This window comes from Pseudomonas donghuensis, from assembly GCF_000696345.2.
In the GTDB taxonomy this organism is placed as follows: domain Bacteria; phylum Pseudomonadota; class Gammaproteobacteria; order Pseudomonadales; family Pseudomonadaceae; genus Aquipseudomonas; species Aquipseudomonas donghuensis.
Window position 1 is genome coordinate 2799575 of sequence record NZ_CP071706.1, and the last position, 20736, is coordinate 2820310.

Annotated in this window: 26 protein-coding genes and 1 pseudogene; 7 read left to right on the top strand and 20 right to left on the bottom strand. The window is 59.7% G+C overall.

What is annotated here, in order from left to right; translation table 11 throughout:
* Positions 1-13: 13 nt before the first annotated feature.
* From BV82_RS13035 to pnuC, 6 genes are all read right to left on the bottom strand, one after another.
* Entirely contained in the window at positions 14-694 is a 681-nt protein-coding gene (locus BV82_RS13035; RefSeq protein ID WP_036995820.1) for a C39 family peptidase, read from the bottom strand.
* Between the two features lie 64 nt (positions 695-758).
* The gene (locus BV82_RS13040) at positions 759-2312 is read right to left on the bottom strand and encodes a hypothetical protein (RefSeq protein WP_036995819.1); all 1554 of its coding nucleotides are present in this window, start codon (positions 2310-2312) and stop codon (positions 759-761) included.
* Between the two features lie 52 nt (positions 2313-2364).
* Positions 2365-2937 carry a hypothetical protein gene (locus BV82_RS13045; protein ID WP_010222047.1) on the bottom strand — a complete coding sequence of 191 codons (573 nt, stop codon included), beginning with the start codon at positions 2935-2937 and terminating at the stop codon, positions 2365-2367.
* A 1-nt stretch (position 2938) separates the two neighbouring features.
* Positions 2939-3376: a hypothetical protein gene (locus tag BV82_RS13050; protein WP_010222048.1), complete on the bottom strand. Its 438-nt coding sequence runs from the start codon at positions 3374-3376 to the stop codon at positions 2939-2941.
* A 325-nt stretch (positions 3377-3701) separates the two neighbouring features.
* Positions 3702-4226 carry an AAA family ATPase gene (locus tag BV82_RS13055; RefSeq protein WP_036995818.1) on the bottom strand — a complete coding sequence of 175 codons (525 nt, stop codon included), beginning with the start codon at positions 4224-4226 and terminating at the stop codon, positions 3702-3704.
* A complete protein-coding gene (gene pnuC, locus BV82_RS13060; RefSeq protein ID WP_036995817.1) occupies positions 4223-4789 on the bottom strand; it encodes a nicotinamide riboside transporter PnuC in 567 nt (188 codons plus the stop codon). The genes BV82_RS13055 and pnuC overlap by 4 nt, the downstream gene beginning before the upstream one ends.
* 236 nt (positions 4790-5025) lie before the next feature.
* On the opposite strand from pnuC, the gene BV82_RS26525 reads away from it, so the two are divergent.
* On the top strand, positions 5026-5160 hold the full coding sequence (locus BV82_RS26525; protein WP_258694540.1) for a hypothetical protein: 135 nt from the start codon (positions 5026-5028) through the stop codon (positions 5158-5160).
* A gap of 79 nt (positions 5161-5239) precedes the next feature.
* On the opposite strand, the gene BV82_RS26720 is transcribed toward BV82_RS26525, so the two are convergent.
* Both BV82_RS26720 and BV82_RS26725 read right to left on the bottom strand, forming a co-directional pair.
* Positions 5240-5974: a methyl-accepting chemotaxis protein gene (locus tag BV82_RS26720; RefSeq protein WP_374045277.1), complete on the bottom strand. Its 735-nt coding sequence runs from the start codon at positions 5972-5974 to the stop codon at positions 5240-5242.
* 123 nt (positions 5975-6097) lie between these two features.
* Positions 6098-6874, bottom strand: a pseudogene (locus BV82_RS26725) (cache domain-containing protein); the annotation flags it as partial.
* A gap of 302 nt (positions 6875-7176) precedes the next feature.
* Here BV82_RS26725 and BV82_RS13070 point away from each other — a divergent pair.
* Both BV82_RS13070 and BV82_RS13075 read left to right on the top strand, forming a co-directional pair.
* A complete protein-coding gene (locus tag BV82_RS13070; protein ID WP_036995815.1) occupies positions 7177-8007 on the top strand; it encodes an undecaprenyl-diphosphate phosphatase in 831 nt (276 codons plus the stop codon).
* 1 nt (position 8008) lies between these two features.
* On the top strand, positions 8009-8455 hold the full coding sequence (locus tag BV82_RS13075; RefSeq protein ID WP_036995814.1) for a DUF1294 domain-containing protein: 447 nt from the start codon (positions 8009-8011) through the stop codon (positions 8453-8455).
* Here the strand turns inward: BV82_RS13075 and BV82_RS13080 are convergent.
* Both BV82_RS13080 and BV82_RS13085 read right to left on the bottom strand, forming a co-directional pair.
* Complete coding sequence (locus tag BV82_RS13080; protein WP_010222055.1) at positions 8448-8807, bottom strand: MmcQ/YjbR family DNA-binding protein; 360 nt, start codon at positions 8805-8807, stop codon at positions 8448-8450. The two genes, BV82_RS13075 and BV82_RS13080, sit on opposite strands and share 8 nt — an antisense overlap.
* A complete protein-coding gene (locus tag BV82_RS13085) occupies positions 8800-9708 on the bottom strand; it encodes a LysR substrate-binding domain-containing protein (RefSeq protein WP_036995812.1) in 909 nt (302 codons plus the stop codon). The genes BV82_RS13080 and BV82_RS13085 overlap by 8 nt, the downstream gene beginning before the upstream one ends.
* 128 nt (positions 9709-9836) lie before the next feature.
* Here BV82_RS13085 and BV82_RS13090 point away from each other — a divergent pair, with 128 nt between their 5' ends.
* Positions 9837-10448: an FMN-dependent NADH-azoreductase gene (locus tag BV82_RS13090; RefSeq protein ID WP_010222058.1), complete on the top strand. Its 612-nt coding sequence runs from the start codon at positions 9837-9839 to the stop codon at positions 10446-10448.
* A gap of 140 nt (positions 10449-10588) precedes the next feature.
* Positions 10589-11614 (top strand): alpha/beta hydrolase family protein, encoded by a 1026-nt coding sequence (locus BV82_RS13095; RefSeq protein WP_036995811.1) that lies wholly within the window; start codon positions 10589-10591, stop codon positions 11612-11614.
* On the opposite strand, the gene BV82_RS13100 is transcribed toward BV82_RS13095, so the two are convergent.
* The 4 genes from BV82_RS13100 to BV82_RS13115 form a co-directional block, all read right to left on the bottom strand.
* A complete protein-coding gene (locus BV82_RS13100) occupies positions 11608-12798 on the bottom strand; it encodes an MFS transporter (RefSeq protein WP_010222060.1) in 1191 nt (396 codons plus the stop codon). The genes BV82_RS13095 and BV82_RS13100 overlap by 7 nt on opposite strands.
* 150 nt (positions 12799-12948) lie before the next feature.
* Entirely contained in the window at positions 12949-14535 is a 1587-nt protein-coding gene (locus BV82_RS13105; protein ID WP_010226270.1) for an ABC-F family ATPase, read from the bottom strand.
* A gap of 71 nt (positions 14536-14606) precedes the next feature.
* Entirely contained in the window at positions 14607-15782 is a 1176-nt protein-coding gene (locus BV82_RS13110) for a tyrosine-type recombinase/integrase (RefSeq protein ID WP_036995808.1), read from the bottom strand.
* A 257-nt stretch (positions 15783-16039) separates the two neighbouring features.
* Complete coding sequence (locus BV82_RS13115) at positions 16040-16543, bottom strand: hypothetical protein (protein ID WP_036995806.1); 504 nt, start codon at positions 16541-16543, stop codon at positions 16040-16042.
* 67 nt (positions 16544-16610) lie between these two features.
* Between BV82_RS13115 and BV82_RS13120 the strand changes: the two genes are divergently transcribed.
* Positions 16611-16793, top strand: a complete 183-nt coding sequence (locus tag BV82_RS13120) for a hypothetical protein (protein WP_036995805.1) — start codon at positions 16611-16613, stop codon at positions 16791-16793.
* 19 nt (positions 16794-16812) lie between these two features.
* Here the strand turns inward: BV82_RS13120 and BV82_RS13125 are convergent, their stop codons facing one another.
* Together BV82_RS13125 and BV82_RS13130 are read right to left on the bottom strand one after the other, a co-directional pair.
* Positions 16813-17001 (bottom strand): hypothetical protein, encoded by a 189-nt coding sequence (locus BV82_RS13125; protein ID WP_036995803.1) that lies wholly within the window; start codon positions 16999-17001, stop codon positions 16813-16815.
* A complete protein-coding gene (locus tag BV82_RS13130) occupies positions 16998-17222 on the bottom strand; it encodes a hypothetical protein (protein WP_036995801.1) in 225 nt (74 codons plus the stop codon). Before BV82_RS13130 ends, BV82_RS13125 begins: the two co-directional genes overlap by 4 nt.
* Before the next feature lie 289 nt (positions 17223-17511).
* On the opposite strand from BV82_RS13130, the gene BV82_RS13135 reads away from it, so the two are divergent.
* Positions 17512-18666: an HBL/NHE enterotoxin family protein gene (locus BV82_RS13135; RefSeq protein ID WP_158491193.1), complete on the top strand. Its 1155-nt coding sequence runs from the start codon at positions 17512-17514 to the stop codon at positions 18664-18666.
* 103 nt (positions 18667-18769) lie between these two features.
* Here the strand turns inward: BV82_RS13135 and BV82_RS13140 are convergent, their stop codons facing one another.
* The 4 genes from BV82_RS13140 to BV82_RS26395 all read right to left on the bottom strand — a co-directional run bounded on the left by BV82_RS13140 (position 18770) and on the right by BV82_RS26395 (position 20681).
* Positions 18770-19018, bottom strand: coding sequence for a hypothetical protein (locus BV82_RS13140; protein ID WP_036995798.1), 249 nt, complete (start codon positions 19016-19018; stop codon positions 18770-18772).
* Positions 19015-19509: a hypothetical protein gene (locus BV82_RS13145; protein WP_036995796.1), complete on the bottom strand. Its 495-nt coding sequence runs from the start codon at positions 19507-19509 to the stop codon at positions 19015-19017. The genes BV82_RS13140 and BV82_RS13145 overlap by 4 nt, the downstream gene beginning before the upstream one ends.
* 92 nt (positions 19510-19601) lie before the next feature.
* Positions 19602-20105, bottom strand: coding sequence for a hypothetical protein (locus tag BV82_RS13150; RefSeq protein ID WP_051636775.1), 504 nt, complete (start codon positions 20103-20105; stop codon positions 19602-19604).
* 348 nt (positions 20106-20453) lie between these two features.
* On the bottom strand, positions 20454-20681 hold the full coding sequence (locus BV82_RS26395) for a hypothetical protein (RefSeq protein ID WP_051636774.1): 228 nt from the start codon (positions 20679-20681) through the stop codon (positions 20454-20456).
* Between the last annotated feature and the right edge of the window lie 55 nt (positions 20682-20736).

A 20736-nucleotide genomic window follows, 5' to 3' on the forward strand; every position in this document is an offset into this window, starting at 1 on the left:
TGCTCCCTTGTCATTAGAAGAAGTCGCTTGGGATGAATCCGAAATCCATCAGCTCGGCGTCTTGCACCGGAGTGAAGGTGTTGATGCGGTTCTTGGCGGTAAGCGGTAGCGGCGGGTCGAGCAGGGCATTGGTCTTGTCGTAACCCTGGCCGATGATGGCAAAGATGATGCCGTTCCAGCCTTTGACAAAGTCGTCGACTTTGAAGCGCTTATGGCCAAGCACCGGATCACCGATGTATACCCAGCCGTTGTGAACTTTTTGCATGACCACAAAATGCTTGTAGCCACGGATGTCCATCAGCACCACCACCGGAATGCGGATGGTGTGCAAGGTCTCGACGGCTACCCGGTAACCGCGGGCACGCATGCCCAGGCTTTCGACATAACGCTTCATGTCGAGCATGGAGAAGCCCTGGACACGGACCAGGTCCTGATCGGCGTGGGCCAGCATGCCTTCGATAATCTGTTCTTCATTCACGTCCAGCCAATAGGCCTGGCGCAATATGGTCGCCAGGGCAGCGGCGCCGCAACTGAAGTCGGTTTTCTGTTGCACAAGGTCGGCGAATTTGCGCTCGCGTACGCTTTGGATGGACTTGAATATCACCGCACCACCCGGCAACACGGAAAGTGGCATTTGTGCAGCTTCACTCAGACTGGCCAGGCAAAGAAAAAACGCCAAGACGATAATGCGCATGTTCGACACCCCCCTGCTGGTAGTGAAAAAAGGCCCCCCGAAGGGGGCCTCCAGGCCACGGCAATTACATCGAGGTGTTGGAGATGGCCAGCGAGTTGCTTTGTTGGTTGCCCACACCAGCAGCTACGTTGACGCCCAGGTTGCCACTGCCACCATTAACCGAACCGTTCAGGGTTGCAGTGTTGGTCACAGGGTTTGCCCAGCCAATTGGAGTCAGCACTTGGAAGGAAACACTGTTGCTCAGCTCAAACGAGTCGGCTTCGCTGTAGCTTTTCGAGATGGAGCTCGAAGACTCAGAAGCTTTTTCGTAGGCTTTCTCGAACGAGGAGGACGACGATTTATCGTACGAAGATTCACGGGACTTATCGTAAGAAGAGTCACGGGACTTATCGTAAGAAGAATCACGGGATCTATCGTAGGAAGAATCACGCGATTTGTCGTACGCATAGTCACGCGATTTATCCCACGACGAGTCGCGCGATCTGTCGAACGAAGAGTCGAACGAAGTTTCGCGCGATGCATCGAACGATGCATTAAGCGTTACATCAAGCGATGCACTGGCTTCTTGGCTGCGGGTGCGTTCGCGACGGCCATCATCCGTGGTAACGGACCGGGCAGCCTCGGCGGCGGCGTTCAGTGCGACGTCCAGAGAAGCACTGCTGGTTGCGCTGGTATCGCGGCTGTTGGAACCACTGGCATTCGAGCTGTGGGAACCACTGGCACTCGAGCTGCCCGAACCGCTGGCACTCGAGCTGTTGGAGCCGCTGGCACTCGAGCTGTTGGAACCGCTGGCAGTCATGCTGTTGGAACCGCTGGCACTCCAGCTCTTCGAACCGCTGGCCTCAGAGCTGCGCGAACCGCTGGCACTGGAGCTCGACGAAGCGCTCTTATCAACACTGGCGTCGAAGGTGCCTTCGCGAGAAGACGAACCGCTGATGGTTTTGGTAAAGGTCAGCGTATCCAGACGGGTTTCCCGATCGGCGTAGTTGTTGACAGTCAGGCCAGGACCGTTTTGATTGGCAGAGGCGGTGGCTCTTGCGTTACCGAGTGGCGCATTGGTATTGGCAATGGCCATGGTGTTTTTCTGTTGGTTAAGGTCGCCACCCGCAATGTTGATACCGACGTTGCCGTTGGCACCACTGGCAGATCCGCTCATGACCGCAGAGTTTTGCGTCGACCAGTTGTTGACCTTGTTGTTGTTGCTGTATTGCGTGACGCGGGCGGTAGCTTCGGCAGTACCGAAGACGAAGGTGTTGTCAACGCTCGATTCGGATTGAGCGTTGGCGATGGCCGCGGCGTTGTCTTGTTGGTTGCCGTTACCGGCCGCCACGTTGACACCGACGTTGCCGCTCGAGCCTTCGGCGGAATCGGTCATCTCGGCTGAGTTCTCGGTCCCTTCGTTGTGGATGCGGTTGCCGGTGCTGCGCTGGCTATCATTGGCATTGGCAGTCGCATAGACAGGGATCTTGGTTGGAGGAGGGGTGTGGTGACCGTTGTTGTGGTGACCATTGTGATGATGGTCATTGCCACGCCGATCATTCTGCCCAGCTTGTACAGCAACAGCCATGACCGCAGCAATTGCGAACACCAGAGGCTTGAGTGCCATCGAGGGTTTCATGGTGATTCTCCGTACTTTATTTTAGGTTAAGTGTTGTTCCTAACTATTTGGGTCAGTCCGCGACCCGTATGCTCAGGGTGTTGGCCGTTCGGTTTCCCACCCCTGCACTCTGATTCAACTGAATCACCCCACGGCTACCGGTGAAGGCCTGGTCACTGGTGGTGACCTGGCGATAGCCGGGTGCAGCGTCAGCTGGATCGGAGTTGTTGAGCAGCGCCACGTTCTGCTGCATGAGGACGCTGTCGTCGATACTTTGTGGCTGCGCACTGATGCTGATACGCAGTGCGTTGGCTTGCTGGGTACTGGCACCGGCGCTCTGGTTGACCCCCAGTGCGCCGCTGCCCTGGCTGAAGGCATTGCCCTGGATGTTGGCTTGGGCTGCGATCGCGGGGTCGCCAGGGCTGCGCAGGCGTTGACGTATCTGGGTGTTTGCGCTGGCGCCATGGCCAATGGCGAAGGCCCGGGCGTTGGCCTGTTGCTGTTGATCGCCGGCAGCCTGGTTGACTGTGAGGTTGCCTTGGTAATGCGTGCCGGAACTGTCGATGGTGGCGTTGTTGATCACTGGGGGCTGGGCGAAGGCCGGGGCACTGCAAAACATGGCCAGAATCAGCAGCGAGTGCTTCATCTCATTGGCCTCCGGTCAGGATCTGCAGGGGCGCCAGGCCTTTTTGCACATTTGAATTGACCATGTTGGAGATGCCGTTGCCGGCGTTGCCGGAACGTCCGCCGGCCAGGTTGGGCAGTTGGGTCTGGTTGTTGATGTTGCCGCCCAGGTTATTGGTCTGTTGCGTGACCAGGACATTGATGCCGGCACCGCTGCTGATCGAGGCAAAGTCGCCATCGCTCAACTCGTTGGTTTGCTTGAGAACGTGTGCCGACGGGTTGGTATTGACGGTGGTCGGGTAGGGGTCGGGAGCCAGGGGGGGACGCATGGCGTTGCGCGGTTGCACATCGCGGGTAATCACGATGATCCCGTTCTCGGCCTGGACAGGCCAGCTCAAGCTTGACCCCAATGCACATCCGACCAGCAGGAGGCGATAAATACCCTTATCAATCTTTCCCACGATGGCAATTCCTTCTTCGAGTGCGCAGGCCGTACTTAGCGGTGCGAGGAAGAGAGCAGAAGGTGTGCCGGTTTCTATTTGTCGCGGAAAAACAACGGTTTGAGTTTACTGAGCGCAATTGTGAAAATTTCGTGTAACGCCATTGAGACGCAGATGGCGTACAAACATGGATCCAGCGCGCGCCTGCGCTCATCAAGGGGCCCGGACGGTGGCTGTTTCAGGTGTTTAACACTGTTGCGTACGCGCACTGGGGCCGCTTTAGATCGCGGGTTTGCGCAGTGACCAGTGTTTCAGGAATGGACATTTGGCGGCAGAGGGCGGCCATTCAGGCCTTGAGCAAGCGCTCTACCGCTGCAAATGCCGCGCACCGGCGCTGCTCCCAGTCGCCTTGCACCACCTGATATGGCAGCTGGTGCAGCGCCAACCAGTCAGCGGTAGCCTGGAAAAACGCCTGGCGTTCGGCCAGTTGCGGCTGGCAGCGTTGCCCGTCGTCGTGCCAGGCGATTGACTCGGGGCTGAGCAGTAAGTGCACGTCATAATGGCGCGCCAACAAGGCCGCTTCAAGCCACGCCGGGCAATCGCCAAACAACGTGCGGCTCCAGAGCATGTTGCTCAACAGATGGGTATCGAGAATCAGCAGATGCGGCTGCCGGGCGCGGGCCGCGTCTTCCCAGGCCAACTGCCCGCGGGCGATGGTCGGGATGTCGGCATAGCAGGTATCGCGTGCCTGTTCTTCAATGAAGTGACGTACGAACTCGCCCACCAGCTCGCCACCGAAGTGCGCCTGGATTTCATGGCTGAGCCAGCTTTTGCCGCTGGATTCAGGGCCCGTGAGTACCAAGACCTTCATGCGTAGGCCAACGCCGGGTCACGCCGCCAATCGCGCCAGCCCTGCACCGCGATCAGGGTGAACAGCGCGTAGAGCGCGGCAGTCAGGTACATGGCCTTGTACAGGAACAGGCCAACGAAAATCACATCAAGGACGATCCACAGCGGCCAGCACTGCAGACGCTTTTGCGCCATCCACAGTTGCGCGACCAGGCTGAAACCGGTCAGGGCGGCGTCCAGCCATGGGTGGGCGGCGTCGGTCCAGGTGGCCATGGCCGCACCCAGGCCCAGGCTGCCGAGCAAGCCGATACCCAGGCCAAAAGCAACCGAATGCGCCGGCAACAGGCTGACCTGGCGCGCCTCGCGCACGCTGTCCGGACGCGTCCATTGCCACCAGCCATAGAGTTGCAGCACGGCATAGACCAGTTGCAGAAGCATGTCCGAATACAGCTTCACGTCATAGAAGACCCAGGTGTAGAGCAGCACCATCACCAGGCCAATCGGCCAGCACCAGGGGTTCTGCTTGGCAGTGAGCCAGACGGCGATAACGCCGAGCACGGCGGCGAACAGTTCGAGGCCGGACATCGGCGTTCCTTGGTAGTGTGCGCAAAGGCGCGATTGTACCTGTTGGCGCTACTTCTAGCATACGCGAGGGACGCACAGGCATGAGGTTTGGACTGCCACCTAGCATTTTTGTCAGTTGTTGGCCTCGATAACGAGGTATTGAATAAGGGGCGACTTTAACCAGGTCGGCCCTTTTTCATGGCGGTATGCACGCAGGGCCGAAACGCTGTTCCCCCCTGCTACCGAGGCTGTCTGCCATGAATGACTTGCAAACCGATACCATCGAATCCACGACCACCAGCGAGCTGCCTGCGCTGTCGCTGTTCGCCTCGGTGACGCCGGTCAGCGGCTATGACGCGGGCGTGCCAAGGGGTACTTGTGCATGGGTGTAGCCTCCTTCCATGGGGGAGGCTTTACCTTAGGGGCAATTTCGTCAGGCAGTCTATTGGCAGAAGTTTTACATGATTTGCGTTAAACCCGGAATTGCCGCAGCAGTTGCTCAAGCTGCGTGCTCAACCGTGTAAGCGCTTTGCCCGAGTCGCTGGAGTGCTGCGCCGCCAGGGCGGTTTGCTGCGACAGGTCCGCCGTTTCGGTGACGTTGCGGTTGATCTCTTCGACCACATGGGACTGCTGCAAGGTGGCGCTGGCAATCGAGGCATTGAGCGCGGTCAGGTTGTGCAGTGCCTGGCTGATGGCATCCAGGCTCAACCCGGCTTCGCTGGCCTGCTCGACGGTCTGGCGCGAGGCCTCGCTGCTGGCGTCGATGGCCTTGACGGCCGCTTCGGACTGGCCCTGCAGGTGTTCGATCATGCTCTGGATTTCGGCGGTGGACTGCTGGGTGCGCTGGGCCAGCAGGCGCACTTCGTCGGCCACCACGGCAAACCCTCGACCTTGTTCGCCGGCGCGGGCCGCTTCGATGGCCGCGTTGAGGGCCAGCAGGTTGGTCTGCTCGGCAATCGAGCGAATCACCTCAAGCACGCTGCCAATGCGTGTGCTTTGGCCGGCCAGGGCGCGAATGACCTGCACGGCTTCATCGATGGTCGCCGACAGCTGGTCGATACGTTGCAGGCTGCCATGGATACTCTGCTGGCCTTGTTCGGCGCGCAACTGGGCATCGCGCATCTCGCTGGAAGCCTGTTCGGCATTCTTGGCCACATCCTGCACCGCATAGGTGACTTCGTTGATCGCCGTGGCCACCTGTTCCATTTGCTGCGACTGCTGCTCGCTGCGTTGCTGGGCCTGGCCGGCGTTGTTGCCAACATCGGTGGCCGATTGCCCCAAGGCATGCACCGCGCCCTGCAACTGGCTGACCACGCCCTGCAATTTGCCGGTGAAGCTGTTGAAGTGGCTGCCCAACTGAGTGACTTCATCGCTGCCATGGGTATCCAGGCGCCGGGTCAGGTCACTTTCGCCACTGGCGATGGTGGCCATCGCGTCGACCGCTTCCTGCAGCGGCCGGGCAATGCTGCGGGCGATCAGCACCACCAGCAGGGTCATCACCAGGGCGATGCCCAGGCCGAGAATCGAGGCATCGCGCAACTGGCGGATGAACTCGGCCTGCATGTCGTCGATGTAGACGCCCGAGCCGATCACCCAGCCCCACGGCTTGAACAGCTGAACGTAGGAGGTTTTTTTCACCGGCTCGCTGGCACCCGGCTTCGGCCAGCGGTAATCGATGCTGCCGGCACCCTTGGCCTTGGCCAGGGCGGCCATTTCGTTGAACAGGGCAAAGCCGTCCGGGTCGCGAATCGCCGACAGGTCCTGGCCGTCGAGCTTGGGGTTGGTCGGATGCATGATCATCTTCGGCCCCAGGTCGTTGATCCAGAAATAGTCATTCTGGTCGTAACGCAGGCCGCGCACGGCGCTCAGGGCCTGTTGCTGGGCCGCGTCGCGGCTCAATGTGCCGGCTGCTTCCAGCCCCTGGTAATACGCCAGCACGCCGGCGGCGGTTTCTACCACATGGCGGGTTTTTTCCGCCTTGGCCTGGTACAGGTCACCATGAATCTGGCGCAGCATCAGCAAACCGAGGGTTACCAGCATCACCACTGCCACTACCAGGATCAGCCACAAGCGCCGGCTGATCGACATACTGCGAAGAGTCTTCATGGAATGCTTACCTCGAGTTCTTTTTTATTGTTGCCCACATCCAAGCATGCTTTGCCTCCCGCCACCTACTCGACCAAGGACTAAGTGCTTGATTCGTTGAGGTCTGTTGCGTCGTCCCAGCAGCGTTTATCCGAGAGGTCTGATAGGATTTCGGCCTCGACGGGATAAACCTGAAGGCCGCGTGAACTTTTCTGCTGGCTTTGCGACCAACTGTCGCTGTAAAACGGCCAGGCGCTGAACAGCCATTGGCAACTAAAAGACTATAAAGGGGCATGCCGCAGGCATTGCCTCACGGGGGAAGCATGGATCTTTGGACCGGCCTGCAGGCTGTCATTCTAGGTATTGTCGAAGGCTTGACGGAGTTCTTGCCGATCTCCAGTACCGGCCACCAGATCGTCGTCGCCGATCTGATCAACTTCGGTGGTGAGCGGGCCATGGCCTTCAACATCATCATCCAGCTGGGCGCGATCCTGGCGGTGGTCTGGGAATTTCGTCGCAAGATCTTCGACGTGGTAGTGGGGCTGCCGCGTCAGCGCGAAGCACAACGCTTCACCGTCAACCTGCTGATCGCCTTCATGCCGGCCGTGGTGCTCGGCGTGCTGTTCGCCGACCTGATCCATGAATACCTGTTCAACCCCATCACCGTGGCCGCCGCCCTGGTGGTCGGTGGCGTGATCATGCTCTGGGCCGAGCGCCGCCAGCATGTGATCCGCGTTGACCAGGTCGATGACATGCGCTGGACCGACGCCCTGAAGATTGGTTGCGCCCAGTGCCTGGCGATGATCCCGGGCACTTCGCGTTCCGGCTCGACCATCATCGGCGGCTTGCTGTTCGGCCTGTCGCGCAAGGCGGCCACCGAATTTTCGTTCTTCCTGGCCATGCCGACCATGGTCGGTGCCGCCGTGTACTCGGGCTACAAATACCGCGAGCTGTTCCAGCCCGACGACTTCCCGGTATTTGCCATCGGCTTCGTGGTGTCGTTCATTTTCGCCATGATCGCCGTGCGCGGCCTGCTCAAGTTCATCGCCAACCACAGCTACGCGGCCTTCGCCTGGTACCGCATCGGGTTCGGCCTGATCATTCTCGGCACCTGGCTGTTCGGTTGGGTCGACTGGACCACGGCGCACGGTTGAGATGAGCCGTAGCCAGAGCCAACAGCGCCGCGCAGCCTCTGCCAGCGGCGCGATCCAAAACCCGCGCGGCAAGCTGCTGGTTTTTGTCGCCCTGTGCCTGCTGCCCGTGGGTGGGGCCCTGCAGATGCTGCTCAGCGGCCAGTCGTGGGTGCCGGCGTTGGCCTACCCGCTGGCCAGCCTGGTGAGCTTTGTGCTGTATTGGCGCGACAAGCAGCAGGCCCGCAATCAGGCCTGGCGCACGCCGGAGAAGGTTTTGCACGCCAGTGAGCTGTGTGGCGGCTGGCCGGGCGCCTTGCTGGCCCAGCAACGCTTTCGGCACAAGACCCGCAAGCTGTCGTTCCAGCTGAGTTTTTGGGCCATTGTCGCTGTGCACCAGCTGTTCTGGGTCGACCACCTGCTGCTGGGTGGCCGCTGGCTGGGGGCGGCGTTGGCGCCCGTGCTCAGATAAGCAGCCCCGGCTGCAGGCGCTTGGGCAGACGCCGCACCACCAGTTGGTGCGAGCGCTGCAGCAGCTCGGTCAGTTCAGCCCGGCCCATGGGGTAGGGCGGCGCCATGCTGATCCAGTGGGCCCGCGCCAGGTAGGGCGCCGGGCGCACGCCGGGGCGGTCGGCATAGCCCAGAAACAGCTCGTTATCGACCTTGAACGAAAGCCCGGCACCGGCCAGGTCAAGCACCGCGAACATCTTATTGCCGGCCACCGAGAACACCCGCACGCCGCCCCATTTGTAGTCTTCCCGCGCACCCGGCAGGCTCAGGCAGAAGGCCGCGACCTGGGTTTCGGTGATTTTCCCTTCAGACATAACGCTCCCCGCATTGGGCGAATTCTGCCACCAGATGATCGATCCATACCCGTACCGCCGGCAATAGCCCACGCCGATGGGGGTAGACCGCCTGCAGATAACCGCCAGGCAACGACCAGTCTGGCAGCACGCGCACCAACTCGCCACGGGCAAGTTCCGCTTCGCAGTGCATGATCGGCAGCGCGGTAAAGCCCAGGCCTGCAACGGCGGCGGCCTTGCGCACCACAAAGTCGTCGATGGCCAGGCGCGCCTCCAGCGCCAGTTCATGCTTATGGCCCTGGGCATCGAGCAGGCGCAGGTGGACCAGGCGGTCGGCATCCACCGCGCCGAGCACCGGCAGGCTGGCCAGGTCTTGCGGATGATCGAGCGCTTGCGCGGCGGCGAATTGCGGCGAGGCCACCAGGAACATCTGCGCCTGACGCAGGCGGCGGGTGACCAGGGCTGGGTCTTCATCACCCAGGTCACGCACGCGCAGGGCAACATCGACGCCTTCGGTAATCAGGTCGACCCGGCGGTTGAGCAGGATCATGTCCAGTTGCACCTGCGGGTATTGCTGCAGGAAGCGGCTGATCACATCGGGCAGAAATTCATGGGCCAGGCCCACCGGGCACGACACCCGCAAGCGCCCGCGTGGTTCGCTGGTCATGCTGGCGACCGCTTCGTCAGCCATTTCCGCCTCCAGCAGCATCGCCTGGCAGTGGCGCAGGTACCGCTCGCCCACGGCCGTCAGCTTCAATTGCCGGGTGGTGCGTTGCAGCAGGCGCGTGCCCAGACGTTCTTCCAGCTCGGCGATACGCCGCGACAGGCGTGATTTAGGGATGCCGAGCAAGCGGCCAGCGGCGGCGAAACCGCCGGCTTCGACCACTCGGGCAAAGTAGAAAAGGTCGTTGAGGTCTTGCATGCGCGTCACCATTGTCCTGCCAGTAGGACAAACTAACGCATTTTTGCTGACTTATCAGCTATTCGTCACCCGGGTAGGATTCTCTCCATCGTGATCGCCCACTCGCGGTCTTCATTCAGGAGAGTCCCATGAAACTGTTGCATATCGATTCGAGCATCCTGGGCGACAATTCCGCCTCCCGCCAACTGAGCCGCAGCGTGGTTGAAGCCTGGAAAGCCGCCGACCCGTCGCTGCAAGTGACTTACCGTGACCTGGCAGGCGACGCCATCAGCCACTTTTCGGCCGCGACCCTGGTCGCTGCGGGCACCCCGGAAGAACTGCGCGATGCCGCGCAACAGCATGAAGCCAAGCTCAGCGCCGAAACCCTGCAGGAGTTCCTCGACGCCGACGCCGTGGTACTGGCCGCACCGATGTACAACTTCACCGTGCCGACCCAGCTCAAGGCCTGGATCGACCGCGTCGCAGTTGCCGGCAAGACTTTCCGCTATACCGAAGCCGGCCCCGAAGGCCTGTGCGGCGACAAAAAAGTGATCCTGGTATCGACCGCAGGCGGCCTGCACGCTGGCCAGCCAACGGCGGTCGGCCATGAAGAGTTCCTCAAGGTGTTCCTCGGTTTCATCGGCATCACCGACCTGGAAATCGTCCGCGCCCATGGCCTGGCCTATGGCGATGAGCACCGGGTCAAGGCCCTGAACGCCGCGCAACTGCAGATCAGCAACGACCTGTTCGCCGCGGCCTGATAGCGCTAGCGTCACCCAGACCGACTGCAGGCATGGCCTGCAGTCGGTTTTTTCATGGAGTCTTCATCTGCGCCGATCCGGCCCGTTCTATGCTGCGCACTGTCAGCATTGATCGACAGCGTTGGGTAAGGTGCAAAACGATGCGGCGTCTTGGCGCGTTATTCCTGCTTGTGCTGCTGGGCGGCCCGCTGACGGTGCACGCCGAGCCGGCTGCGCACTGGAGTGTCGGTGTGCGCCGGCTGAGCTTCGCCGACCCGCTGGATGCGCAACCGGTGCAGGCACTGGCGTTCTATCCGTCCAGCGGACCCGAGCGCAGCAGCCGTATCGACGGCTATCGGGTCCAGGCCTGGGAAGGCGCGCCCATGGTCATGGGCCGTTATCCGCTGTTGCTGCTTTCCCACGGCAACACCGGCACGCCCCTGGCCTTGCACGATCTGGCCACGGCCCTGGCGCGGCGCGGTTTTATCGTTGTCGCCGTGACCCATCCGGGTGACAACGCCCGTGACCACAGCCGCCTGGGAACCCTGAGCAATCTTTACGGCCGCCCCTTGCAGATCAGCGCGGCGATCAGCCTCGACGATGGGTTTCTCGCCCCGTACATCAACGGCCCGCAGGTGGGCGTGATTGGCTATTCGGCCGGTGGCGAGACGGCGCTGATCCTGTCGGGCGCGCAACCGGACCTGGAGCGTCTGCGGCGCTACTGCCAGGAGCGGCCGCAGGATGCCGATGCCTGCAAGACCAAGGGGGTGCTGATCGCTGATCGCGCCGACCTGCGCGCCGCGCCTGATCCACGGGTCAAGGCGTTGCTGTTGATGGCGCCCTTGAGCCTGATGTTCGGCCGCCACGCCCTGGCCGAGGTCAGGGTCCCGGCGCTTATCTATAGTGGCGACAAGGACCAGTTGCTGGCCATCGACAAAAACGCCCAGGCCCTGGCGCGCAAGCTGCCGCTCACGCCCAACTACACACTGCTCGCGGGTGCCGGGCATTTCGTCTTCATGGCGCCCTGCGACGACGAACAGCGGCAGAAGATGGCGGCCTTGTGCAACGACCCGGACGGCGTCGATCGTGAGGATATTCACCTGTCCTTGCAGGCCGAGGCCGCGCGTTTTTTCAACCACACCTTGGCTACCCGGCAACAAAGCGGGCTGCACATGGCTGATCAGTAAGCGCGGGGGCGCCGTGACAGCAGCAGGGTCAAGCCGACACCCAGCAGCGCCAGCAAGGCCGCCACACAGAAGATCCAGGCATAGCCCAGGTGCAGGGCCACCGCGCCCATCAACGGCCCGGCAATTGCCAGGGCCAGGTCGAAGAACACCGCATAAGCGCCCAGGCCGGCACCACGGCTGGAGCTGGGCACCTGTTTGATCGCCTCCACGCCCAGCGCCGGGTACACCAGCGACAGACCGAAACCGGCAAGCCCTGCGCCTACCAGTGCCAGCAGTGGGCTGGGCGCCAGCCACAGCAAGGCCAGGCCCAGGGCTTCGGTGGCCATGCAGGCCATCGCCACCGGGTAACCGCCAAAGCGGTTGACGGCGTTGACGAACAGCAGCCGCGAAGCAATGAAGCACACGCCAAAGGCACTCAAGCACCAGGCGGCGCCGCTCCAGCCTTGTTCCAGATAGAACAGGGTGACGAAGGTGGTCAGGGTGCCATAGCCGATCGATGCCAGGGTCAGGCTGACGCCGCACGGCGCCACGCGGCCGAATGCGGCCCAGAAGGGCAGGCGTTCGCCACGCACTATCGGTGTTGAGGGCTTGTTGCGGATCACCAGCAACGCCAGCAGCGCCAGCGCACTCAAGGCCAGGCCCAAGGTGGCGAAGTTGATCTCGGCAACCAGCATGACCCCGAGCGGCGCGCCGATGGCGATGGCGCCATAGGAGGCGATACCGTTCCAGGAAATCACCCGCGCGGTCTGTTCGGCGCCGAGCGAGCCGATCCCCCAGCTCAACGTGCCCACGCCAATCAACCCCTGGGCGATCCCCAGCAGCACGCGACCTGCCAGTAGTACCAGCAGGCTCAGCAGCGGCAGGCTCACCGTCAACGCTGAGGCAACGGTCAGCACGCCACTGGCGGCGATCCCCAGCAGCCCATAGATAATTGCCCGCTTGCTGCCCAGGCTGTCGGCCGCGCGCCCGGCAAACGGCCGGCTGAGCAGGGTGGCGAGGTATTGCAGGCCGATGGTGATGCCGGCAATGACCGCACTGAAGCCCAGTTGATCGTGCACGTAGCCGGGCAGCACCGCGATCGGCAGGCCGATGCAGAGGAAGGCGATGAAGGTGTAGAAGACAACTGAAAGGATTTGCCGGGTGATCGACCCGGTGTCGACGGGAGCGGGTTGTTGCGCGGACATGAGCTCGTTCGCTGGCGGGCGGTGGGAGAGGGCCCATGATCGCCGGGTGCGAGGAGAAAAGAAAGCAGGCTAACGGGATTTCAAGCATCGCGGGGCAAGCCCGCTCCTACAGGATTGTAGGAGCGGGCTTGCCCCGCGATCAGGTCTGGATCAGATCACCACACCCTGGCTGCGCAGGTAGTCATCGTAGGTGCCGCTGAAGTCCACCACACCGCTCGGGCTCAGCTCGATGATGCGGGTGGCCAGCGACGACACGAACTCACGGTCGTGGCTGACGAAGATCAGCGTGCCCGGGTAGTTTTCCAGCGCCAGGTTCAGCGCCTCGATCGATTCCATGTCCAGGTGGTTGGTCGGTTCGTCCATCACCAGTACGTTGGGCTTTTGCAGGATCAGCTTGCCGAACAGCATGCGGCCTTGCTCACCACCGGAGATCACCTTGACCGACTTGAGGATCTCGTCGTTGGAGAACAGCATGCGCCCCAGGGTGCCGCGGATCACTTGCTCGCCCTGGGTCCACTGGCCCATCCAGTCGAACAGGCTGAGGTCTTCTTCAAAGTCGTGGGCGTGGTCCTGGGCGTAGTAGCCAAGCTCGGCGCTTTCGGTCCATTTCACCGCACCGGCATCCGGGCTCAGTTCACCGACCAGGGTGCGTAGCAGGGTGGTCTTGCCGATACCGTTGGGGCCGATGATCGCCACACGTTCGCCCGCTTCAACGGTGAAGCTGAAGTTCTCGAACAGGGTCTTGCCGTCGAAACCCTTGGACATCTTCTCGATGGTCACGGCCTGGCGGTGCAGCTTTTTGGTCTGCTCGAAGCGGATGAACGGGCTGACCCGGCTCGAAGGCTTGACCTCGGCCAGCTGGATCTTGTCGATCTGCTTGGCGCGCGAGGTGGCCTGCTTGGCTTTCGAGGCGTTGGCCGAGAAGCGGCTGACGAAGGTCTGCAGCTCGGCGATCTGGGCTTTCTTCTTGGCGTTGTCCGACAGCAATTGCTCGCGCGACTGGGTCGCGGCGGTCATGTACTCGTCGTAGTTGCCCGGGAACAGGCGCAGCTCGCCGTAGTCCAGGTCGGCCATGTGCGTGCAGACGCTGTTGAGGAAGTGCCGGTCGTGGGAAATGATGATCATGGTGCTGTTACGCGCCGTGAGAATGTTTTCCAGCCAGCGGATGGTGTTGATGTCCAGGTGGTTGGTTGGCTCGTCGAGCAGCAACACTTCCGGGTCCGAGAACAGCGCCTGGGCCAGCAGCACGCGCAGCTTCCAGCCTGGAGCGACTTCGGTCATCGGGCCGAAATGCTGTTCCAGCGGGATACCCAGGCCCAGCAGCAGCTCACCGGCGCGGGATTCGGCGGTGTAGCCGTCCATCTCGGCGAACTCGGTTTCCAGCTCGGCGACGGCCATGCCGTCTTCTTCGGTCATTTCCGGCAGCGAATAGATGCGATCGCGCTCTGCCTTGACCTTCCACAACTCTTCGTGGCCCATGATCACGGTGTCGATCACGGTGAATTCTTCGTAGGCGAACTGATCCTGGCGCAGTTTACCCAGGCGCACGTTCGGCTCGAGCATGACCTGGCCGGCGGACGGCTCCAGATCGTTGCCGAGGATTTTCATGAAGGTCGACTTGCCGCAGCCGTTGGCGCCGATCAGGCCGTAGCGGTTGCCGTTGTTGAACTTGACCGAGACGTTCTCGAACAAGGGCTTGGCGCCGAACTGCATGGTGATGTTAGCGGTAGAAATCAAGTGCTTATCCTGCGGGGGTTCCAGAGGTGTGTTTAGGTGCCGTCGCCTGATTTGGGCCAATTTTGGGCCAATCAGACTCTAGCCGGCAGCTTCTCCAGCTCCCTCCAATCCGAGGAGGAGCTGATCCATTTTGCGTAAGTAGAGAGCAACATCTCGACGCTATGGCCGAGCTGGTTCGCGATGAACGCGGGGTTCATCCCAGCCATTAGACACATGGTTGCGTAGGTGTGGCGCGTGTCGTACTGCCGACGTTCACGGATGCCCAGCGCCTTGAGCGCGAGCTTGAAGTGCTTGATTGTAACACTTGGCTCTCTGATCCACATCCCGCCTTTGCCCGGTTGGAACACAAATGGGCTGGTGGGAGTCGCGGACTTCGAAGCGATCCGACGCAGATCGGCCAGGCGCTGGGCCTGGCGCAGGGCGTGAAGTGCGCGCTCATTGAGCAGGATGACCCGGTGATGCTTCGTCTTGGTCCGGTCTTCCGGTTGGCCATCGACGATAATGCGCCGGATGTTCGCGGTTCTCGCCTCCAGGTCAATGTCATCCCACTGCAGGCCCATGGCCTCACCTGGTCGCAGCCCCGTGAAGAAAGCGAACTCGAAGAAGGGCGCATAGATCTGCGAGTACTTGTGCAGCGTCTTATATAGGTGGGCAATAATCCGCTCGGCTTCATCCCTGGTGTAGGGGTCAACCACCTTCTTCACTGCTTTTGGCTTGTCGAGCGATGAGGTGGGGTTCTTGGCGATCAGTCCATCCAGCACCGCTGTCTTGAACACGCTGGCGAGCTTGATGATTGCATTGCGCTTCACGCCGGTGGAGGACCACTCAATGTTGGCGATGATCCCGCGCAGCATGGTCGGCGTGATCATGTCGATCCGGCGCAGACCCAGGTACGGCATCCAATAGAGGTTGAAGCTGCTCTTGTAATTGTTGCGGGTGCCGCCAACGATGTGCCGGCTGTCCAGCCAAAGCTGAGCGTATTCGCCAAAGCTCGGTATCGCGGCCTGCGCCGAGAGCGCCAGGTCCGACCCAGGGAACAGATCGGCGTACTTCTCTTCATCCAGCAGGCCGTGCTTGATGAGGTTGACTACTTGATCACGTAGACGGCTGGCCGCCTTGATCCCTTGCGCTGTCGGGGGATGGGCAAGTGTTTCCCCGCGGCGCTCACCGTTCCAAGTGAAACGGATCCGGAGCGCGTCCCCTCTGATTTCAACTCCAGGGGGCAAACCCACAGGCTTTCGAGCCATTCCTCATATCTCCATCTGCTGTAAATGATGCTGCGGCCGTTTCGGTTCCAGATGCCTTCAGGGATCTTTCCCCGCTGGCGCCTGGTCTGGAGCGCTCGCAGCGTGATCCCCAGCAGTTCGGCCATCTTCTCTTCCGTGACCTTGTCCATTCCTTGGGCGACGGCCTGTTCCTGCTCGGCGTGTTCATCGCCGGGCTTTTTCCTAATGGTTTGCATGATTGTCTCCACGCCGCGCATGGCGGCAGAGGTGGGGGGGGGTTAGGCGGTGGCTTTGTCGATGGCCGCTGCGAGGCGAACCTGGGTTCCGTTCCCATGGCCCGCTGGTTTGATTCGATCAATTACCCTCAGGGCCTCTTGTGCCGCGCCGAGCAGGGCATCCCGCTGTTCGCGCACCTGGGCCAGAGCTTTCGTCAGCTCTTCCTGCCGCTCGCCCTCGGCACGGCCGATATCCCAGAACTCCTGACCCCAGTGGCCCTTGGGCGGTGGATTGTTGTTCTGCTTGCCGAAGGCGAGGGCGCCGACGACCAGGTCGCACACGGCCCGCTTGTAAGCGTTGGCGCCGTCGATGGTGAGGCCCTGGCGGCGGAGGGCATCCAGAGCATTGTTAAGGTTCGCCTCAGGCGACGGCAGCACCAGGTCGAAATCGTCTTTGCCAGGTCGGCACGCGATGACGAACAGATCGCAGTCCAAGGGCAGGTGCGCGGCAATATCAGGCAGTGCGTTGATGATCGCTTCGCGTATGTGGTGATGTGGATTGGACATAGCTCATCCTTGCCCGCCTACCGGCAGGCGCATATGGTTAAATGGGAAGTCAACAAGGAGGATTGATATGAGCAAGACAGCCAAGAACACGTTCACTGTCGCTGGTGGTCCAATGACTGCCTTGGGAATCGCTTTCGCTGCAGTTGGTGCGTCTGGGCAACCAGCATTCGGTTACACCGCTGTGGGCTTGCTCATTCCAGGTGTTGCATTGATCGCGACCGGAATTTGGTCGAAACGCCGGCAGGCTTGAGTTGTTGTAGGGGGAGGGGTTACGGGTAGCCGCGGGCGATGCGGTCGGCGATGCCTTCCAGTTCCTCGGCCATGTGCCACATTTCGTTGTTGTCGCGGCGGCTGACGACCGGGGACCGGGTGACGTTGCGACCCATCAGGATGGCGATCGCCAGGCGGATCAGCGCAGCCTCAAGCTTGCGCCGGAGATAGCCGTTGCGCGGAATCACGGCCTCGGCCCCTTCCAGATCATCCAGGCCATGTAGAGCGGGGCGGCGATGGGTAGGAAATGGTGCTGCTCATTTTGACCGAAAGAGCTTGGATCGTTGATCCACTGTTTGGATGTTCTCTGCGTCACTCTCACCGAGCAATGGTAGGCCTGTTGCCAGAGCATGCCGTTTGCACCGCACGCGGCTTCGGCTAGCTGGATCAAGACATATTCTTCAGACATGTGCCTCTCCGTCCCGCCGTTAGGGCAGGCTTGACTGGGGCAAAATCAGTTCTTTTAGAATGTTTGGCTGAGCTAATTTCTTAATAAATACTGGTTTCTGTATTACGTAGCTTGTAGCGGAGCTCGCACGTTTTATGATGTTGCTTGTTTCAAGATTAATTTGTTTGGATTAGTTGTTTTGTTAGTGGTCTATTTGAGTTTTTTGAATTTCTTGTGCATGGCTTGACGCTGCGTTTTTCTCTGTGTACTTTCATTCTGATGGATGTTTTTCATAAATGGAGTTAACGAAATGTCATCACTTGCAAACTCAATTAGAAAAAATTCAAAGAGGCTTTCTGAGGCGCAGGAGTCTTATAGGTCTAGTGTTGAATCTGTTAGTAGCTATATGATGACTGTTTCAAAGCAGTTTCCGCCTGACTATATTAATCCGCTTAGTAATCAGGAGGCGTTTAATAGTACTTTGCGCGAAGCAAGGGGGGAGGCGAAACAGTGGAATGAAAATGTTATGGATGAGTTGATTAGCGTGCCTGGCAATATACTTCATGATAGCAGTCGAGTGAGCTCGGCTTTTGATGATGCGGTAGAGGCGACTAATAAGCTGATTGAAAATCCTAACGACAAATATGCTCCTGAAAATCTTGATGACAGCCTTGCGCAGCTTTTGCATATTTTTAATCATGAATCTAATCAGGTTCAGGGTACTCTCGAGCTACTTGAGGATACAAAAAATAATTTGCCGCTAATTGCAGTTCAGTTGAAAGATGCTGCATTTGATTGTGAAGAGGGTGTTAAGTACGATCAGGGTAAAATTGATGAGCTTCAACGCAGTATCTCTGATTTAGAGCAGGAAATCGCTAGTTTGACACGAGATATTGTTGGGCTTGGCGGCGCTGAAGCGGCCCTTTTCGGAGTTGGAGCGGCTGCGGTTGGTGTAGCTGGCCCATTCGGACTCATAACGTGGATTGTTCTTGCGCCGGCAGCGGTTGTGGCTGGGGTTTATATTGCGCTTGATTCGGAAAAAATAAAATCCTGCAACAAGCAAATCGAATCTATAACAAATAGCATGGATGGTTATACGATTGATATCGCAAACTTGCAGATTTCTACTAAGCTTTATGAGGATCTAGCTGCTCAGTCGGAACAGGCCAAAGATAAGTTGTTTGAAGTGCAGGCAGCATGGGCGCTTCTGGCTAGTGATTTAGCTAATGAGATAAGTGATATTAAAAATTCTCAAAAAGAGTCGCAGGGTCGTCGCTATGATCTGGTTCACCAAGATTTGGTCGACGCTCAGGCCGAATGGCGTAAAGTCCAGGGGCAAGCGAGCTTAATGAATATAAATTTAAAGTATAGTGCCGCTAATCTTAAGTTTGGCATGTCTTCAGCGCAGGTGCAGTCGGCTGTGGAGACTGCTCAGATGATTAGTGTTGGCGATCTATTTGATTGATTCTAAATCAAGGAGGCTCATGACCGGGCCTCCTTCTGACGTTCTATGTCGACCCGCTAATAAAGAGATTCCACCCTTTTCTGCTTTTTATCAATTGCTTCCGTCACAGCTCATACCTCTCTTCATTCCAGCGCACTGGCGCCTTTGCAGGGATGGGGGTGTCTTGTTCGTGCGGGGAGAGCTGGCGCTCGTTGCCGGCCTGCAACTGTCTATCGGGGTTGCAGCTGATGCCGACCCCGTTCAGCAGGTAGCAGGTGACGCCGCGCTGGCTGTCGTGCTGCACGTCGATGACGTTCTCGGTTGCGCTGGCGCCGGTGGCCAGCAGCAGGAGGCAGAGGGCGAGGCGGGTCATGGCTGAGCCTCAGGGGCTTCTGGAATTTCCTCGAACTGATACTCAATGATGACGCGCTCAGTCTTTCCGGAAACCCTGATGAACTTCGCCTCTTCCACCCAGGGGTAGGCGTCTGGTTCGCCGTGTTTGCCCCCTCCGCTCATCTCGCAGAAGGCGAGGGCGCGACCATCGGGCAGGATGAAAGCCTTTACGTCGACTTCGTAGTTCCTGCCCCAGCTGTAATGGCACCATTCCGGAATGCCGCTCACAGCATCGGCCTCGTAGCGAACTTCATTGATCGCGTCGTCATGCTCGTTTTCATCGAACATAGTCTCAAGCAGATCGCCGGGCGCCGCGGCCAGAAAAGCCAGGTCGATGTCGATATCCTGTCCATCATCGTCGGTGAACGAGTAGGTGTAGCCGAACTCAAGCCCTTTGCGCATGACAAGCAGCTTGGCCAGTTGGCTTGCAGTGAGCGTGCTCAGGTTTTCGTGGATGTTTGTATCGAGCATGGGGAATCCTTGGCCGCCATATCGCGGCTGTTCAATAGAGGGGAGAGGGGTTAAAGCTGGGTGGAGTACAAATGTACTCCATGGGTCGAGAGCTACTGCGGCAGCGGCAAAGCGCGGATTGCCTTGGCCAACTCTGGGTAGACCTCGGCGAGCTCGGCGGCTGCCTTGATCCCGTTCCGGTACCCATCAGCGGCCTGGGCTGTCATCTGCTCGGCGCTGAAGCCGTCGGAGGTTGGTGGGTGGCGGTAGACCTTATCGCCGACATTGACCGTGGCGTTATTGACTGGGCCGTAGTACAGCTGGACGGCGAAGTCGCCACGGTGGTCGGTGACCACCTCTCCGATCGGTTCGCCCTGGTACTGGGCGGCTGGCAGGGCACGACGGTTCCAATCCCGAACGATCAGGTCGCGCTGCTCGTCCACCGCGGGAACCATCATGGTTTCAGGGTCGAGAAATACGCACTCTTCGTCGTGATCGCCCATTACGCGGTGCCAGTCGCGATTGCTCTCGATGCGCATGGCGGCTTTGCAGAAAGGGCAAGGCAGCAGTTCGCTGACCATCGGTTCGGTGTTGCTGGATCGGTTTTCTGTGGGCATGGGGATACCTCAGCATTTGGTTGTTTTGGTTTGTTGAGCTATTCCTTACATGGTCGACAACGCTGTCAGTACAGGAGGTGCGATATGGGTAGAACCGGAGGCGGATCTGGGGGTGGGGACGTACCTTGGCCTTTCGATAAACTGAGCGGCGACTACACGCCATGGCCTATATCTAGGGCGCTGGGGTCGAAGGTCGTTAATGAGTTGGTTGGTAAAAAGTGCAGGATTGTTAAAGCAGGGGATAGCGTCAATCCCAAAGTGGAACCAGGGCGGATAACAATTTTTCTGGACGACGATGACCGTATTAAAGAGATATACCGTGAGGACCCGCTTCCACTGAAGTAGCTATCAAGTGGCATGGGTGGATGTAGAAAGCCTGTAGTCCGTCCACCCAATTTTAGCCACCTTGGTTTTCTGATTAATCACCGGTTTACCCTGTGCATCGGTGATCTCACACTTGGCCCTGATACGCAGGTCGCGGCACTTGCCGGTCTTCCTCGCAAGCTCCATGAACTGCTGGGCGTACTGCGGTGCGTCGAACATCTGGCTCAGCTGTTTTACTTTCTCGCCGGCCATGATCTTGGCTGCCTGCTGTTCAACGGCCAGATTCCACTCAGCCTGGGTCAGCTCC

What these genes read in the sequence shown, in the direction of transcription:
- BV82_RS13035 (WP_036995820.1), bottom strand. Translation starts at nt 694, where the DNA reads ATGCGCATTATCGTCTTGGCGTTTTTTCTTTGCCTGGCCAGTCTGAGT.
- BV82_RS13040 (WP_036995819.1), bottom strand. Translation starts at nt 2,312, where the DNA reads ATGAAACCCTCGATGGCACTCAAGCCTCTGGTGTTCGCAATTGCTGCG.
- BV82_RS13045 (WP_010222047.1), bottom strand. Translation starts at nt 2,937, where the DNA reads ATGAAGCACTCGCTGCTGATTCTGGCCATGTTTTGCAGTGCCCCGGCC.
- BV82_RS13055 (WP_036995818.1), bottom strand. Translation starts at nt 4,226, where the DNA reads ATGAAGGTCTTGGTACTCACGGGCCCTGAATCCAGCGGCAAAAGCTGG.
- pnuC (WP_036995817.1), bottom strand. Translation starts at nt 4,789, where the DNA reads ATGTCCGGCCTCGAACTGTTCGCCGCCGTGCTCGGCGTTATCGCCGTC.
- BV82_RS26525 (WP_258694540.1), top strand. Translation starts at nt 5,026, where the DNA reads ATGAATGACTTGCAAACCGATACCATCGAATCCACGACCACCAGCGAG.
- BV82_RS26720 (WP_374045277.1), bottom strand. Translation starts at nt 5,974, where the DNA reads ATGGAACAGGTGGCCACGGCGATCAACGAAGTCACCTATGCGGTGCAG.
- BV82_RS13070 (WP_036995815.1), top strand. Translation starts at nt 7,177, where the DNA reads ATGGATCTTTGGACCGGCCTGCAGGCTGTCATTCTAGGTATTGTCGAA.
- BV82_RS13075 (WP_036995814.1), top strand. Translation starts at nt 8,009, where the DNA reads ATGAGCCGTAGCCAGAGCCAACAGCGCCGCGCAGCCTCTGCCAGCGGC.
- BV82_RS13080 (WP_010222055.1), bottom strand. Translation starts at nt 8,807, where the DNA reads ATGTCTGAAGGGAAAATCACCGAAACCCAGGTCGCGGCCTTCTGCCTG.
- BV82_RS13085 (WP_036995812.1), bottom strand. Translation starts at nt 9,708, where the DNA reads ATGCAAGACCTCAACGACCTTTTCTACTTTGCCCGAGTGGTCGAAGCC.
- BV82_RS13090 (WP_010222058.1), top strand. Translation starts at nt 9,837, where the DNA reads ATGAAACTGTTGCATATCGATTCGAGCATCCTGGGCGACAATTCCGCC.
- BV82_RS13095 (WP_036995811.1), top strand. Translation starts at nt 10,589, where the DNA reads ATGCGGCGTCTTGGCGCGTTATTCCTGCTTGTGCTGCTGGGCGGCCCG.
- BV82_RS13100 (WP_010222060.1), bottom strand. Translation starts at nt 12,798, where the DNA reads ATGTCCGCGCAACAACCCGCTCCCGTCGACACCGGGTCGATCACCCGG.
- BV82_RS13110 (WP_036995808.1), bottom strand. Translation starts at nt 15,782, where the DNA reads ATGGCTCGAAAGCCTGTGGGTTTGCCCCCTGGAGTTGAAATCAGAGGG.
- BV82_RS13115 (WP_036995806.1), bottom strand. Translation starts at nt 16,543, where the DNA reads ATGTCCAATCCACATCACCACATACGCGAAGCGATCATCAACGCACTG.
- BV82_RS13120 (WP_036995805.1), top strand. Translation starts at nt 16,611, where the DNA reads ATGAGCAAGACAGCCAAGAACACGTTCACTGTCGCTGGTGGTCCAATG.
- BV82_RS13130 (WP_036995801.1), bottom strand. Translation starts at nt 17,222, where the DNA reads ATGTCTGAAGAATATGTCTTGATCCAGCTAGCCGAAGCCGCGTGCGGT.
- BV82_RS13135 (WP_158491193.1), top strand. Translation starts at nt 17,512, where the DNA reads ATGTCATCACTTGCAAACTCAATTAGAAAAAATTCAAAGAGGCTTTCT.
- BV82_RS13140 (WP_036995798.1), bottom strand. Translation starts at nt 19,018, where the DNA reads ATGACCCGCCTCGCCCTCTGCCTCCTGCTGCTGGCCACCGGCGCCAGC.
- BV82_RS13145 (WP_036995796.1), bottom strand. Translation starts at nt 19,509, where the DNA reads ATGCTCGATACAAACATCCACGAAAACCTGAGCACGCTCACTGCAAGC.
- BV82_RS13150 (WP_051636775.1), bottom strand. Translation starts at nt 20,105, where the DNA reads ATGCCCACAGAAAACCGATCCAGCAACACCGAACCGATGGTCAGCGAA.
- BV82_RS26395 (WP_051636774.1), bottom strand. Translation starts at nt 20,681, where the DNA reads ATGGCCGGCGAGAAAGTAAAACAGCTGAGCCAGATGTTCGACGCACCG.